Source organism: Marinobacter alkalisoli, assembly GCF_045449795.1.
Classification (GTDB): Bacteria; Pseudomonadota; Gammaproteobacteria; order Pseudomonadales; family Oleiphilaceae; genus Marinobacter.
In genome coordinates, this window is record NZ_JBJJLB010000041.1 from 30,330 (window position 1) to 44,770 (window position 14,441).

13 protein-coding genes are annotated in these 14,441 nt (G+C 57.0%); 3 read left to right on the plus strand and 10 right to left on the minus strand.

The genetic code is table 11. The features are described from left to right. Positions 1–11: 11 nt before the first annotated feature. Positions 12–1,097 carry a fatty acid desaturase family protein gene (locus ACJO3M_RS16645; protein WP_407002508.1) on the plus strand — a complete coding sequence of 362 codons (1,086 nt, stop codon included), beginning with the start codon at positions 12–14 and terminating at the stop codon, positions 1,095–1,097. 1 nt (position 1,098) lies between these two features. Here the strand turns inward: ACJO3M_RS16645 and ACJO3M_RS16650 are convergent, their stop codons facing one another. From ACJO3M_RS16650 to ACJO3M_RS16660, 3 genes are read right to left on the minus strand one after another with little or no spacing between them, the layout of a single operon-like run. After that, entirely contained in the window at positions 1,099–1,536 is a 438-nt protein-coding gene (locus tag ACJO3M_RS16650; protein WP_406987418.1) for an RrF2 family transcriptional regulator, read from the minus strand. A 30-nt stretch (positions 1,537–1,566) separates the two neighbouring features. After that, entirely contained in the window at positions 1,567–1,935 is a 369-nt protein-coding gene (locus ACJO3M_RS16655) for a YbaN family protein (RefSeq protein WP_407002510.1), read from the minus strand. Positions 1,936–1,983: 48 nt separating this feature from the next. After that, positions 1,984–2,187, minus strand: coding sequence for a hypothetical protein (locus ACJO3M_RS16660; protein ID WP_407002511.1), 204 nt, complete (start codon positions 2,185–2,187; stop codon positions 1,984–1,986). 277 nt (positions 2,188–2,464) lie between these two features. On the opposite strand from ACJO3M_RS16660, the gene ACJO3M_RS16665 reads away from it, so the two are divergent. Continuing rightward, the gene (locus tag ACJO3M_RS16665; RefSeq protein ID WP_407002512.1) at positions 2,465–4,747 is read left to right on the plus strand and encodes a nitric-oxide reductase large subunit; all 2,283 of its coding nucleotides are present in this window, start codon (positions 2,465–2,467) and stop codon (positions 4,745–4,747) included. A gap of 146 nt (positions 4,748–4,893) precedes the next feature. Continuing rightward, positions 4,894–5,886, plus strand: coding sequence for a GTP 3',8-cyclase MoaA (gene moaA / locus ACJO3M_RS16670; protein ID WP_407002513.1), 993 nt, complete (start codon positions 4,894–4,896; stop codon positions 5,884–5,886). Positions 5,887–5,951: 65 nt separating this feature from the next. On the opposite strand, the gene ACJO3M_RS16675 is transcribed toward moaA, so the two are convergent. The 7 genes from ACJO3M_RS16675 to ACJO3M_RS16705 form a co-directional block, all read right to left on the minus strand. Next, positions 5,952–6,515, minus strand: coding sequence for a nitrous oxide reductase accessory protein NosL (locus ACJO3M_RS16675; protein ID WP_407002514.1), 564 nt, complete (start codon positions 6,513–6,515; stop codon positions 5,952–5,954). Between the two features lie 13 nt (positions 6,516–6,528). Then, positions 6,529–7,359 (minus strand): ABC transporter permease, encoded by an 831-nt coding sequence (locus tag ACJO3M_RS16680; RefSeq protein ID WP_407002515.1) that lies wholly within the window; start codon positions 7,357–7,359, stop codon positions 6,529–6,531. Further along, the gene (locus ACJO3M_RS16685; protein WP_407002516.1) at positions 7,356–8,288 is read right to left on the minus strand and encodes an ABC transporter ATP-binding protein; all 933 of its coding nucleotides are present in this window, start codon (positions 8,286–8,288) and stop codon (positions 7,356–7,358) included. Before ACJO3M_RS16685 ends, ACJO3M_RS16680 begins: the two co-directional genes overlap by 4 nt. Continuing rightward, a complete protein-coding gene (locus ACJO3M_RS16690) occupies positions 8,288–9,553 on the minus strand; it encodes a nitrous oxide reductase family maturation protein NosD (RefSeq protein WP_407002517.1) in 1,266 nt (421 codons plus the stop codon). Before ACJO3M_RS16690 ends, ACJO3M_RS16685 begins: the two co-directional genes overlap by 1 nt. Before the next feature lie 206 nt (positions 9,554–9,759). Then, positions 9,760–11,649, minus strand: coding sequence for a TAT-dependent nitrous-oxide reductase (gene nosZ, locus ACJO3M_RS16695; protein WP_407002518.1), 1,890 nt, complete (start codon positions 11,647–11,649; stop codon positions 9,760–9,762). Positions 11,650–11,705: 56 nt separating this feature from the next. Beyond that, positions 11,706–13,802 (minus strand): transcriptional regulator NosR, encoded by a 2,097-nt coding sequence (gene nosR, locus ACJO3M_RS16700; protein ID WP_407002615.1) that lies wholly within the window; start codon positions 13,800–13,802, stop codon positions 11,706–11,708. Between the two features lie 218 nt (positions 13,803–14,020). Further along, on the minus strand, positions 14,021–14,422 hold the full coding sequence (locus ACJO3M_RS16705; protein ID WP_407002519.1) for a ribonucleotide reductase subunit alpha: 402 nt from the start codon (positions 14,420–14,422) through the stop codon (positions 14,021–14,023). Between the last annotated feature and the right edge of the window lie 19 nt (positions 14,423–14,441).

A 14,441-nucleotide genomic window follows, 5' to 3' on the forward strand; every position in this document is an offset into this window, starting at 1 on the left:
GGAGTACCATCATGAAACAGATGACCGAAGCACAACTGAACGAGCTTGAACAAGACCTGAACGCCATCCGCGACGAGGTACTCGCCGACCTGGGTGAGCGTGACGCCAACTACATCCGTCGTGTCGTACGCCTGCACCGGGCGCTGGAAGTCGGCGGTCGGGTAATGATGCCCTTCGGCTTTATTCCCCCGGTTTTTGTGGCGGCGACCGCGGCGCTGGGCATTTCCAAGATCATTGAGAACATGGAAATCGGTCACAACGTCATGCACGGTCAGTACGACTGGATGAACGATCCGTCCCTGCACTCACAGACCTACGAGTGGGACACCGTGTGCACCGGCGACTCCTGGCGTCTGACCCACAACTACGAGCACCACACCTACACCAACATCATTGGTAAGGACCGGGACTATGGCTATGCCCTGCTCCGCCTGAGCGATGACGAGAAATGGCGCCCGGCCCACAGCCTGCAGTTCATCAACTACATTCTGCTGAGCGTATTTTTCCAGTGGGGCGTGGGGCTGCATGAGCTGGAATTCGAGCGTATTCGCCGCGGCGAAGTCAGCCTGAAAGAGAAGCTGCCGTTCCTGAAAGGGTTCTTCCGCAAGGGTGGCCGTCAGGCGTTCAAGGATTACGTGTTCTTTCCGCTGATCACCTTCCCGGTTGCACCGATCGTGCTGGCCGGCAATATCAGCGCCAACCTGATGCGCAACCTGTGGTCATCCACGGTGATTTTCTGCGGTCACTTCACTCAGGATGCAGAGACCTTTACCGAGGAAGAGTGTGAAGGTGAAAGCAAGGGGCACTGGTACCTGCGCCAGCTGACCGGGTCATCCAACTTCTCGGGTAACCGGTTTGTTCACCTGCTGAGTGGCCACCTGAGCTATCAGATGGAGCACCACGTGTTCCCGGATCTGCCGGCACACCGCTACCCCGAAATCTCAGAGAAGGTCCAGGCGGTCTGCAAGAAGCATGGTATCCACTACAATACCGGCAGCTTCGCCGGACAGTATGGCACCGTGCTCAAGCGGATCCTCAGCTACTCACTGCCTGACCGCCTGCGGGAGAAGTGGACGGCTCTGCCTCAATCAGCCTGATTCAGGCAATCTGTAACAATCTGAGTAATTGCGGCCGGTGCTGGTTCTGAACCACATCGGCCAGCGTGTATTTGTCGAGGGTTTCCAGAAACGCCTTCAGAGCTTCCCCAAACATCGACTTCAGCCCGCATACCGGCGTGATCCGGCAGGCAGCGCCCGAGGAAAAACATTCGACGATACTCATATCCTGCTCCGTTTCCCTCACCAGTACACCAATATTGATGTCTTCCGGCGCCATATGCAGGCGCATCCCTCCTTTCTTACCCCGCACCGTTTCGATGTATCCCTTCTTGTTAAGCTGATGAACCACCTTCATCAAGTGGTTCTTGGAGATATCGTAGCTGTCGGCAATTTCCTGGATGGTCGCCAGGCGGTCACCCTGCACTGCCAGATATATCAGCACACGCATCGAATAGTCTGTGTAGCGGGTGATGTGCATTCGTTTACTCCAAGGATGCGAATGAGAAGCTCAATACGACGGCCTGGTAATCAGGAAGGCCGCCAGCCCGATAAAAAACAGGCCAAGCCCCGCCAACAAGGCTGTCGACGCGCCTGACAGGAAGAGAATCGACCAGCTGATCACCAGCATTACGCAGGCGAGAACCTTGCCACGCCTGGGAACTGCCCTGCGCGCTCTCCAGTTCTCAATGGCCGGCCCGAACGTACGATGATTTTCCAGCCATGAGGCAAATTCCGGCGACCCTTTACTGGCGAAAAACGCGGCCAGCAGTATGAACGGGGTGGTCGGCAGTAACGGAAGAACGACACCCAGCAGGCCGATGCCAGCAAACATATACGCAAGAAACTTGAATACGGTTCTTCCGGGAGCATTATTCATCTGCGAAAGCTCTGTCACATGGTGTTGTGCTCTATAGTCTACCAGCATTCAGTGCACAGGCCTCCCCAGTTGCTTCAACGACACCAGTCTCGCCACGTAGGCAATCTTGATACCCACCGCAAACAGCAACGTTCCGATGTGTGCCAGTATCTGATACGGCATGGCCAGAAGGTCGGATAAAGGGTAAGCCAGAAGCACGGCCACAAGCAGCCCTACTGCTGACCAGAAAAGCGCGCCGTTGGAAAAGGACAACAACCTCTCCATCACACCCCCTCCATAACAAATATAATGAATACACCTTAAAGATTAATGTCGTTTGCGCACGCACGCAACCAGTATCTGCGTCCATACCCATTATTGGTGACTTAACTACCACCAAATATATCAACTCATGGCGTTTACACTCTCAAATATAAAGATGTATTATTTTTACATCTTAACTGGGGCGTGAACGCATGCTTCATCAACATACTCAACCCGGAATCACATTCTCTCCATCGTATCGATGGTCATAAGGGAGACGCTCAACATGGCCAAATACCGCCGTCTATGGTTTTTACTGATCGCAATCGTGGGGGTTACCTTCACGTTGCTGGGATACTTTGGTGCAGAGGTCTACCGCGCTGCACCCCCCATTCCGGATCGGGTTGTGTCCGCCAACGGCGACACCCTGATGACCGAAGAAAGCATTCTCGACGGCCAGACTGCCTGGCAGTCGGTCGGCGGCATGCAGCTTGGCTCCATATGGGGGCATGGGGCCTACCAGGCACCTGACTGGACGGCTGACTGGTTGCACAGGGAACTGGAAACCTGGCTGGAAATTGCTGCTCAGGAAGAGTACGGGCAAGACTGGCACAGCCTCAGCGGGCAGGAGCAGAACGCCCTTCAGTACGACCTGAAGACCGAATACCGCACCAACACCTACGACGACGCCACCAGCACCCTTCACCTGTCGGAACGCAGGACTGCCGCCATTGCCGAAACAGCCGACTACTACAGCCGGCTGTTCAGCAACGCACCGGAGCTGCAGTCCACCCGTGAAAACTACGCGATGAAGGAGAACACCCTGCCCAGCGCCGAGCGCCGCGAGCAGATGACCGAGTTCTTCTTCTGGACCGCCTGGGCTGCCGCCACGGAGCGTCCCGATAGTGACGTCACCTACACCAATAACTGGCCCCACGAGCCTTTGATTGACAACAAACCCAGCGCGGAAAACGTCGTCTGGTCGTTGATCAGTGTGGTACTACTGATTGCCGGCGTAGGTGGTCTGATCTGGGCCTGGGCTTTCCTGCGCAAAGAAGATGAGGAACCGGAAGCGCCGCTCAAGGATCCGCTGAGCGCCGTCGGGCTCACGCCTTCCCAGAAAGCACTGGGCAAATACCTGTTACTGGTGGTGGGTCTGTTCACCTTCCAGGTCATGCTCGGCGGCTTTACCGCGCATTACACGGTGGAAGGTCAGAGCTTCTACGGCATCAACACCTCGGAATGGTTCCCCTATTCCCTGCTGCGTACCTGGCACATTCAGGCCGCCATGTTCTGGATCGCCACCGGCTTCCTGGCCGCCGGCCTGTTCCTCGCTCCCATCATCAATGGTGGCAAGGACCCGAAATTCCAGAAACTGGGTGTCGACCTTCTGTTCTGGGCTCTGGTGGTTGTAGTTGGCGGATCCTTCATCGGCAACTTCCTGGCCATCTCGCAGATCATGCCAGCGAACCTCAGCTTCATGCTGGGTCACCAGGGTTACGAGTATGTGGACCTTGGCCGCCTCTGGCAGATTGGCAAATTCCTCGGCATCGTGTTCTGGCTGGTACTGATGCTTCGCGGCATTGTGCCTGCCCTGCGTCAGCCCGGTGACAAGAACCTGCTGGCCCTGCTGACCGCCTCGGTAGTCGCCATCGGCCTGTTTTACGGCGCCGGTTTCTTCTATGGCGAGCGCACTCACATCTCCATCATGGAATACTGGCGCTGGTGGATTGTCCACCTGTGGGTAGAAGGCTTCTTCGAGGTGTTCGCCACCGCTGCCCTGGCGTTCATCTTCTGCAGCATGGGCCTGGTGTCCCGCACCGTGGCGACATCCGCCAGCCTGGCCTCGGCCAGCCTGTTCATGCTCGGTGGTGTACCGGGCACCTTCCACCACCTGTACTTCTCCGGCACCACCACTCCGGTGATGGCGGTGGGTGCTACCTTCAGTGCGCTGGAAGTGGTGCCGCTGGTGGTTCTCGGCTACGAGGCCTGGGAAAACTGGCGCCTGAAGTCCCGCGCTCCGTGGATGGAAAATATCCGCTGGCCGCTGACCTTCTTCGTGGCTGTTGCCTTCTGGAACATGCTGGGTGCAGGCGTACTCGGGTTCATGATCAACCCACCGATCGCGCTGTATTACATCCAGGGGCTGAACACTACGCCCACCCACGCCCATGCAGCCTTGTTCGGTGTCTACGGCTTCCTGGCCCTGGGTTTCGCACTGATGATCCTGCGCTACATCCGCCCGCGCATTGTCTTTGACGAGCGGTTGATGAAGGTGGGCTTTTGGTGGCTGAACATTGGCCTGGTACTGATGCTGTTCACCAGCCTGCTGCCCATCGGCATCATCCAGTTCGTGGCCAGCGCCAGCGAAGGTCTGTGGTACGCCCGCAGCGAAGCCTTCATGCAGAGTGATATTCTGCAGACCCTGCGCTGGGTGAGAACCATTGGCGACGTGGTCTTCATCATTGGCGCCCTGGCGGTAACCTGGCAGGTGGTGAAAGGGATCTTCTTCCCGGATCTGCGGCCTGTCGAGAAAATATCCGAAGGCGCCACTCCCGAGCAGGCGTAAGCCTGTCCGCCCACAGCGGGGTCGATGTCGGCCCCGCTTTCATTTCTGGCCAGGAGTTACTCCGCGAGAGGTATCGGATTGAGGCGAATTATCTGCAATACTATGGTTATCCTTTATACAAAGCTTCCAGATGGGGACACCTGCCCATGGCACAATCCAAGCTGACAGACCGTTTCGGTCGCACCGTTAACTACGTGCGCCTGTCCGTTACTGACCGCTGCGATTTCCGCTGCGTGTACTGCATGGCCGAGGAAATGACGTTCCTGCCCCGCCAGCAAGTGCTGACACTGGAAGAGATTGCCCGCGTGGCTAGAACCTTTGTTTCCCTGGGTACCGAGAAAATCCGGCTGACCGGGGGCGAGCCTTTAGTACGGCGGGATATTCTGGAACTGGTCAAGGAAATCGGCAGCTACGGTCTGCGGGACTTTGCCATGACCACTAACGGCAGCCAGTTGCCAACCATGGCAGAGCCACTGCGCAAAGCCGGACTCAAACGGCTGAATATCAGCCTGGATTCCCTGGATGCCGACAAGTTCAGCCGCATCACCCGCACCGGCAAGCTTGCCCAGGTGCTTGATGGTATCGACGCTGCCAAAGAAGCCGGTTTTGAAGGCATCAAGCTCAATACCGTGGTCATGAAAGGTGGTAACGACCAGGAAGTGCCGGAACTGGTGGAGTTTGCCCGCAAGAAGAAGGTGGACATTACCTTTATCGAGGAAATGCCACTGGGTGAAATCTCCGAGCATGACCGTGGTGAGGTGCTATGCACCAGTGATGAGGTTCGGGATATCATCAGCCAGCGCCATGAACTGGTCCCCACGCCTGAAGATTCCGGTGGCCCTGCCCGCTATTACCGGATGCCGGACAGCGATGTCCGTGTCGGTTTTATTTCGCCCCATTCCCACAACTTCTGCTCTACCTGCAACCGCGTTCGGGTAACGGTAGAAGGCCGCCTGCTGCTTTGTCTTGGCAATGAGCATTCCGTCGACCTGCGTCGTGTTCTGCGCGGCCATCCGGTCACTAATGACAAGCTGCGGGAAACCATCATTAACGCCATGGACCTGAAACCTGAGCGCCACCACTTCTCTACTGAAGGTGATGTCCAGATTCTTCGGTTTATGAATATGACTGGAGGCTGAGGCCCTGGACCTCTGACCCGGAGTTAACGCCCGGAAGTGGGTGGGCCCTCCGGGCTCATGCGACTTTAGTGATTGCCGTCGTGATTACCCATGTCCATGTTGTGGCCCGACATAGTCTGATTCATGTCCTGGGTCAGGTGTTGCATAGTCACCTCTTTGAACCCGACTACTTCTCCACCAAATTCATTGGCGAACTCTACCGCTGAATTTTCCGTTGCAAACGAAGCCAGGGTTGGCCCCATGGCGCCAGTGCGCTCTGATCCCACCACAAAGAAAGCTTTCCGGGCGTCGATCAATGCGGTGTCGTCCGGGCGTTCCCAGTCAGTCTGGGCCATGTCGTGGACGTAGAGGGTGTGGTCACGCTTTGCGTTTTCGGGCTGCAGCGCCCAGGAGAACATGTCGCGGGTTGAACAGAACTTGTGTACTTGCTGCTCGCGGGCGGTGATGGCTTCGCCTTTTGGCCCACCGAAACCGGTGATAGCCATGCCGCAGACGTGGCATTCATCACCGGATTCGAATTGGACCGGCCCGGGCTTTTCGATGACCTGCTCTTGAGGTTCGGAGCAACCGGCCAGAAAGATGGCAAACACCACCACGGCAGACAATGCTTTAAAACTAACAGTACGCATGGAACTCTCCGGATCAGATTCGGCGGCGACGGAACAGGGCCCAGGCGCCAGCAAGGGGGATGACAAACCAGAGCACCAGGGCGAACCACAACCCATTGGCACCAATGGGAAGATCCGCACCGAGGCTCAGTACGCCGCTCAGCTGGGCGCCCTCGCCGAAGGCGACGATGTTGAGCAGGCGGTAGATATCCGTGGGGTTCAGCATCAGCAGCCAGGGCAACAGTTCGGGGTTCAGCTTGCCCTCGCTGGCTACCAGGGTGCCCAACAACATCAGGTCAAAGATCAGTACAAAAAAGAACCAGATACCGAGGGCCAGGCCTGCCGCTACGGGCTTTTCACTGACTCGCACGCTGATCAGGTAAGCCAGCGCTATAAAGCCCCAGCCCAGCAGGATGGTGGAGACAATAAACCGAAACATGGCGGCGGCCAGAGCGCCAATGGCCACATCGTCAACCAGAAGGGCGATGGCAACCCCGGCAACCCCAAAGCCGAGCAGCGTGGCAAATGCCAGGGTCAGGCTATGGCCGAGGAATTTTCCGAACAGCAACTGGCCACGACTGAGCGGATAAGTCATCAGCAGCAGTAGAGTTCCTCCTTCTTCCTCTCCCACGATGGCGTCGTAGGCCAGCAGCAGGGCGATCAGAGGGATCAGGAAAATGCCCAGGCTGGCGAGACTGGCAATGGTGGCAGGTGTAGAGGCATAACCCACCTGCCCCGAGGCCGCTGCGCCAAACCACGCAATACCCAGGGCCAGCACCGCAAATACCAGCGCGATGGCAATCAACCAGCGATTGCGCAGGCTGTCACTGAGTTCCTTACGGGCGATGGTCCAGATACTGTTCACTGGGCACCTCCACGATGGGCCAGGCCACCGGAGCCGATAAAGTGCACGTACACGTCCTCCAGAGTGGGCTGGTGAATGCCCAGATCCTGAACCTCCCCGGAAGCCAGCAGGGCCCGAATCATGTCCATTTTTTCAGATGGGCGTACGTCCACGTGCAGGCGTCCGTTGCCCTTTTTGATCATCAGGCCATTGCCCGCCGAGGCTCCTGCAATAACCTTCTCCAACGACAGCACGCCATTGGCAGGTTCAATGGACAGGGTTACCGGCATGTTTGCCTGTCGGCGCAACGCCGTCAGATCACCCACAGCTTTCAAAGCGCCGTCGGTAAGAATCGCCGCACGGTCGATATAGGGCTCCACCCCCGGCAGCACATGGGAACAAAGCACAATGCCCGTGCCTTCATCCCTTAATTTGCGCAGCAGCCGGTACAGATCCGCCGTTGCCACGGGATCCAGCCCCACGGTGGGCTCATCCAGCATCAACAGCTTCGGTTTGCCCAGAAGGGCCTGAGCGAGTCCCAGCCGCTGACGCATACCCTTGGAATAGGTTTTCACCCGCGCGTTCACGGCATCGCCAAGGCCCACCTGCTGCAGTAGCTCCGGCACCTGTTTCAGGGGCGCACTTTTAAGGCGGGCAAAGTGATTCAGTATCTCCCGTCCGGTCAGCTGCGGGTAGAACATGACATTCTCCGGCAGATAACCAATGTGCTGGCTGACATGGGGATCACCCGCCTCGCCGCCAAGCACCGACAACTTGCCCTGGGTCGGCGTCATCAGCCCCAGTATCAACTTGATACTGGTAGTTTTGCCCGCACCATTGTGGCCAAACAACCCAAGGATCTCCCCTGGCTCCAGGCGCAGATCAACGCCGTGCAAAACCGGAGTCCTGTCGTACCGGTAACTCACATTCTCAAGTCGGAAACAGCTCATCAGGACTCCGGTTGTATGGATTCGGGCTGACTCATCAGCGGGTGAGAATCGCTGACACCAGCGGCTTTGACCACGGGAAACGCATCTTGCACCCAGCGCAGGGTATCCACCGCCGGGCTGTACATCAGCACCTTGGCCTCCGGGTAGGTCCACAGCAACCGATCCACATTGTCATTGGGCTCATACGCTACATCCCCAATACCGTCCTGATTGCGATCCCACCCGAGATAATCACTCCAGTAGTTGCCCCTACCCTCCTTCGACCACTCCTGGGTACGGGTCGCCACATACTTCACCTGGCGCTGATTATTCACGAACGCATTACTGAACACCTCGTTGTCCTCCGACCCCGCCGTCAGGTGAATGCCGATATCGCTGTCCCGGAACACATTGTTCTCGAAGGTGTTGTACAACGAGTTATAAATAAACACCGCCTTACCCTCCGCCCCGGAAATCGACACACCTGCCGTCTGGCCCTGCGACACCCCGGTCACAACATTACCCCGCAACTGAGAATTGGTAATGAAATTCATCAGAATGCCGTAATTCTCATCGTTCTCGGACCGGTTATTGATCACCTTCAGATACTTGCTCTGCATCAACGCATACCCGGTCCGAGTCCCCCGGGTCACATTGCCCTCCAGCAGATTGTGCATCGAATACATGTAATGAATGCCATAGCGCAGATCCGTCATCAGATTGTTACGGATCTCATTGTTATTGGCGGTTTCAATATAAATCGCATCCCGGGTCTGACTGATGTCATTACCCTCAATCAACGCCCCGGTGGTATTAAACAGATGAATCCCATTCCCCCGGTCCTGGGACCGGATGGCGGAATCCCCACGAATGTGGTTATTGCGAACCGTCACGTCCTTTGTGGCATCGAGCCAGATCCCGAACGCCGGCCCCTGCAAACGGTTATTCTCGATAACCGCCCCCCGGGCCTCCCGCGCCACAAAAATCCCGGCATCCAGCTCATTCAGATCGCCTCCCCAGTTACGCACCTGGCAACCGGAAAACGTCACCTCCGCCGCCAGGATATCGATAGCATTACCCTCGCCGCCACCGTCGATCACCGTGCCTGCATGACACGACACCGTGACACCGGGCACCCGGAAATCCAGCGGCGGAAGTTGCTCGGGAGGCAGCTCAAAGACAGCACCGGGTTCCAGTGCATCCAGCTGATCCTGCAGGTCCGCTTGAGCGGTCAGCGATAACAGAGCGACTGTCAGGGCCACTCCGTAACGCAAAATTTGAATCATCAACTTCTCTCTGGGAAAGAAACGTTAAGAGGCCAGCACCAAAAGTGCGGCAATCCAAGTGGAGAGGCCTTTCCAAAACTGTGCGGAGCCCAAGCGTCACATGGATGTGCCGCAAGGAGCGTGTTTTGGAAAGGTCTCTCCACTTGAGTTGCTACTCCAAAGCCTGATGGCCGGAACCCCCGAGGGAGTTCCGACCGAAGCCTTGATCAGGCCTTCTCTACCAACATGCGACCACCCATCTCCATATGCAGCGCATGACAGAACCAGTTGCAGTAATACCAGTAAACCCCTGGCTTACCCGCCGTAAAGGTCACCGACGCCGTCTGCTGCGGACTGATCTCCATACTCACTCCATGGTTCACCATACAGAACCCGTGAGTCACATCCTCAACCATATCCAGGTTGGTCACATACACCGTAACCTCATCCCCCTCCTTCACCTTGAACTCCGTCATCCCGTACTGCGGCGCCACAGACGTCATGTAAACACGCACCTTGTTGCCGTCACGGATAACCTCGTTGGCCCCCTCCAGGGTGATACCGTCTTTCTCCGCCTGCGCCCGGGCACTGGCGAAGGAAGGATCGTCACGGGTGTAAATCTTCTTCGTCTTGATCTGATCACGGCGAATCAGGATACAGTCGTGTGGCTCCGCATAGGTCGGGCCGTCATGGACCAGTTTCATCTCCTCACCGGAAATATCGATCAGCTGATCGTTTTCCGGATGCAACGGCCCAACCGGCAGGAAACGGTCCTTGGAGAACTTGGACAGAACTACCAGCCACTTGCCGTCGGCATCGCGGGACTCGGTCAGCGACGCATGGTTGTGCCCCGGCTGGTAATGCACATCCAGTTTCTGGCGGATGTAATTGGTCTTCTCACCATTGTAATTCTTGATAGCGTCGGCGATGTTCCATTTGCACACCTGGCTGTCGATAAACAGCGTGGTGTAGGCGTTACCGCGACCATCAAAGGTGGTATGCAGCGGCCCAAGACCCAGCTCCGGCTCTGCCACGATGGCATCGCGCAGCTCGATGTTGTCATCGAAGACGTCGTCCAGCTTGTCGATCTGGATAACCGAACAGGTTGGGGATAGCTTGCCATTGGCAATGAAGTACTTGCCGTCTGGCGATGTGTTCAGACCGTGCGGGTTCTTCGGCACCGGAATGTAACGGGTCAGCTTCGAGCCCTCACGCCCATCCACCACCGGTACGTCAGAATCACCAACGGTCTTGAAATCGCCGTTCTTGACCGCGGCTTCAATCCGCTCGACATTGAACACCACCACCCAGTCGCGGTCGTTGCGCATGGTGCCGGCCAGATCCACCGCTTTCTCCGAGTTGTAACAGGTAGAGGCGGCGTACTTGCCGGTATAGTCGGCGTCCGTGTTATCCAGGTTACCGTCGACAATCACCTGCCAGACCACTTCCATGGTGTCTGCATTAATGGCGCTGAACATGGTGTAACTGTTTTCCAGGCTGTAGTCGCTGCCGTCATTGGGATGCGGAATCACGAACTCGGCATTGCAGAACACGTATTTGGTGCGAGGCACTTTCTGCAGTCGCAGGCCGTGAATGGCCTGAACGTTCGGCACATGGGTAATCTTGTCCGTCTTCATGATATCCAGACGGATGCGGGCAACGCGGCTGTTGGCCTTGTCATTGATAAACAGGTACTTGCCGTCGTAACGACCGTCTTCCATGGAAATGTGGGGGTGGTGACAGTCACCGTTCAGGTAAGTCTTGTCATGCCCCAGTACGTCCTTGCTTTCATTGGTGATGCCCCAGCCGGTGGCGGAGTCCACGTTGAACACCGGAATACGCATCAGCTCACGCATGGAAGGCACGCCCAGAACACGCACTTCGCCCTGGTGACCACCGCTCCAGAAGCCGTAATACTCGTCCAGCTCGCCGGGCGCAACATGGACCTTGTTTTTGGCGTCCTTGACCGCAGCAGCCCAGGACTCCCGCGTCATGACGGCACCGCCAAGCCCTGTTGCGCCCACGGCGCCTGCCAGTGCGGTTGCCCCCAGGAATTTTCGGCGGCTCAGGCCGTTTTCATCCAGTGCATCTTTGCCAGGTTCTTCTCTCTTTTTCATAGCGTCCAACTCCGTTGTTGGTAATGGCGGTATTGCGTATCGTTTCACTGCATTTCCTATGTCACCTGGGTGACCGGTATCTGTTCCGGATGGCCCGGTGCGTTATGGCCACGGCGTTTGCCGCGGCGCTTTACGATCAGCGGTGGGCACTTGTTGTCATTGAAATAGGTCACCTGGCAATCAAGGCAATAGTGGCACTCCATGTAGTTGATCCTGCCATCAGGGTGAATGGCCTGTACTTCACACTCGTGTTCACACAACCGGCACGGGTTTCCGCATTCCCTGCGGCGTTTCAGCCAATCGAACACTCTCAGTTTGGTGGGCAACGCCAGCGCGGCTCCCAGCGGGCACATATAGCGACAGAACACCTTGCGGGTGAACAGGTTGACCACCAGCAACATCACCGCGTAGGTCACAAACGGCCAACTGCGGTCGAACCGGAGGGTAATGGCGGTCTTGAACGGTTCGATTTCCGCCAGTTGCTCCGCCGTGGATAAGGAATCCAGAGACACCCCGAACAGCCCGAGAAGAATGAGGTATTTGATGGCCCATAAGCGCTCGTGAACCGCAAAGGGCAGATCGTACTGGGGCACCTTCAGTTTGCGGGCAATCTCGTTGAGCAGTTCCTGCAAGGCGCCGAATGGGCAAAGCCAGCCACAATAGACCGCACGCCCCCACAACAGGACAATTCCAGCGACAGCAGCCCAGAGCACAAACATGATGGGATCGATCAGAAAGGTATCCCAGCTGAAGTCACTGACAAGGCTGTGCACGAAAGTCAGCACGTTCACAATCGAGAGCTGGCCCAGTGCGTACCAGCCAATAAAGAACAGGGTGTAAGTCAGAAAGGCATGGCGGATGTAACGGATCAACCTGGGGCGACTGGCCAACCAGTCCTGGAAGAACAGGATCAGCAACAGCACGACGATGCCCGCGCCCAGCACCGCCACCTGGAACTGGCGCTGGTACCAAACCTGGACCCACAGGGGCTGCGTTTCCAGCCATTCTTCCTCGGTCAATTCCGCATTTGGCCGGGAGTAGTAATGATCCGGCAACTGGTACTCGAGCGGGAATACAGCAAATTCACTGTCCAGCGGGCCGGTCTGGCGCTTGACCGACAACTCGAGCGACCAGGGTGTACCCGGGTCGAAGTTATACTGCTGGCGGATGATGAAGATCGCCATTTCGGAAAAGCGAGGCATACCTTCTGCGTAGACGTCGCTCAGGCGGTGATAGTCCAGATCGCGGAAATTGAAGGTATCGCCAAACTGACGCACCTGTATGCGGTCGAAAATACCGCCACGCACGTAACCGGAGCCCTTGAAAGAGTATTCACCGTCAGCCATAACGGCGATCGCATGCTCACCCTCTTCCAGTTCGGACATCAACCACTGGTACTGGCTCTCTCCCAGCAGGTTTTTCCCAACGGTGGGCACATTGAGGTAACCGGTGTAGAGATCGATCAGTGTCTCATCGCGCTCGGCCGGTGCGGCTTCATCAATGCCTTCCGCCCCGGTTCCCTTGAAGGCGTCGTCTACCTGCCCACGGGTAAGCAACAAACGACGTACAGAGCCGTCACCGGTCAGGTCAGCCCAGCTTTTTTCGGTAAATTCACCGGTTCGAAGTTCCGCCATCGGTGGCCTGGAGTCACTTCCTCCTTCAACCAGCCCCAGCTCGGCACCCACCCGGTGGGCGGTTTTCATGATGACCTCGTTGATCACCATCACTGTGACCGTGGCGCCGGAAAGGCCGTCTACCGATACCCGTGTGTCTGATGAGCGACCGCCCACGGTCACCCGCTGATCCGCCGCCAGCCCGGTGTACTGATCGGTAAAGATATCCAGTTTGCTCTCGGGAATGCCCACCAGAAGAATGGGCTCGTCGTGGGCAATTACCCGTGTTGCCTTGATGACGCCCTCGGTATCCAGCACCACGATGGCGTTTACCGGTTTGCCGGAGTAGGCCGGTGTCTGCACGAAATCCAGCGTCTGGTAGGCATAGCCCAGGAGCTCTTCACCATTGCGAAGCTCCTGAATTGCGCGATTGCCTTCCGTGGGTGAAATGTCTGAAACAGAGGGGAACGCCTGCGCGATCACCTGTCGGGCGGCCAGTGGCTCATAGGTATCGGGAGCCGCTGCCATGGCCGCCATCATTGGAAACAGAACCAGACACGCCAGCGAGATAATGGATGTGACAGCACGTTGAATAAAACTCACGACACCCCCGAGGGATACCTGCATGAATAGAGTAGCGACAGAAGAAATACTAATGGCTTGGCGCGTTGGGATATTTGATATTTCTCACTGCGAACGGGCTGCTTAGATAAAGCTAGCCGATATAACACAAACTTCAAATACCTCTTTCCATGCGCCTATCCAAGAACAACCGCCTGACCTTCACGGTCCAGAGGCAGGTAGTTTCCGACGTGGCCCAGGCGGACGGATTCCACCATCATGGTGAGGGGTTGTTGTGCTTCATCGGAGGAAGGCGCCATGCCTCCACGGCCGGACATGGCTGCGACAAAGACCACATCCCACGTTTGTCCTGTCTGACGCGATTCTTCAACGAGAGCGCGAAAGTCATGCACTTCATCCGGAGATTTGTCGACACATACAACCGGGGTCAGGGCGCCGCCCTCCCCTCTGGAAAAGGCGGCCTTCTCGGCTGCCGACGCATCGTCCGGAAGTTCCGCGCGACAGAATACAAACAGCAGGCGCTGGGGTTCTGCTTCGGCATTGGCGGCTTTGAGCAAGTCGGAATAGCTGGATATCATGTGCTGGGTATCCTGTGTT

What these genes read in the sequence shown, in the direction of transcription:
- ACJO3M_RS16645 (WP_407002508.1), top strand. Translation starts at nt 12, where the DNA reads ATGAAACAGATGACCGAAGCACAACTGAACGAGCTTGAACAAGACCTG.
- ACJO3M_RS16650 (WP_406987418.1), bottom strand. Translation starts at nt 1,536, where the DNA reads ATGCACATCACCCGCTACACAGACTATTCGATGCGTGTGCTGATATAT.
- ACJO3M_RS16655 (WP_407002510.1), bottom strand. Translation starts at nt 1,935, where the DNA reads ATGAATAATGCTCCCGGAAGAACCGTATTCAAGTTTCTTGCGTATATG.
- ACJO3M_RS16665 (WP_407002512.1), top strand. Translation starts at nt 2,465, where the DNA reads ATGGCCAAATACCGCCGTCTATGGTTTTTACTGATCGCAATCGTGGGG.
- moaA (WP_407002513.1), top strand. Translation starts at nt 4,894, where the DNA reads ATGGCACAATCCAAGCTGACAGACCGTTTCGGTCGCACCGTTAACTAC.
- ACJO3M_RS16675 (WP_407002514.1), bottom strand. Translation starts at nt 6,515, where the DNA reads ATGCGTACTGTTAGTTTTAAAGCATTGTCTGCCGTGGTGGTGTTTGCC.
- ACJO3M_RS16685 (WP_407002516.1), bottom strand. Translation starts at nt 8,288, where the DNA reads ATGAGCTGTTTCCGACTTGAGAATGTGAGTTACCGGTACGACAGGACT.
- ACJO3M_RS16690 (WP_407002517.1), bottom strand. Translation starts at nt 9,553, where the DNA reads ATGATTCAAATTTTGCGTTACGGAGTGGCCCTGACAGTCGCTCTGTTA.
- nosZ (WP_407002518.1), bottom strand. Translation starts at nt 11,649, where the DNA reads ATGAAAAAGAGAGAAGAACCTGGCAAAGATGCACTGGATGAAAACGGC.
- nosR (WP_407002615.1), bottom strand. Translation starts at nt 13,802, where the DNA reads ATGATGGCGGCCATGGCAGCGGCTCCCGATACCTATGAGCCACTGGCC.
- ACJO3M_RS16705 (WP_407002519.1), bottom strand. Translation starts at nt 14,422, where the DNA reads ATGATATCCAGCTATTCCGACTTGCTCAAAGCCGCCAATGCCGAAGCA.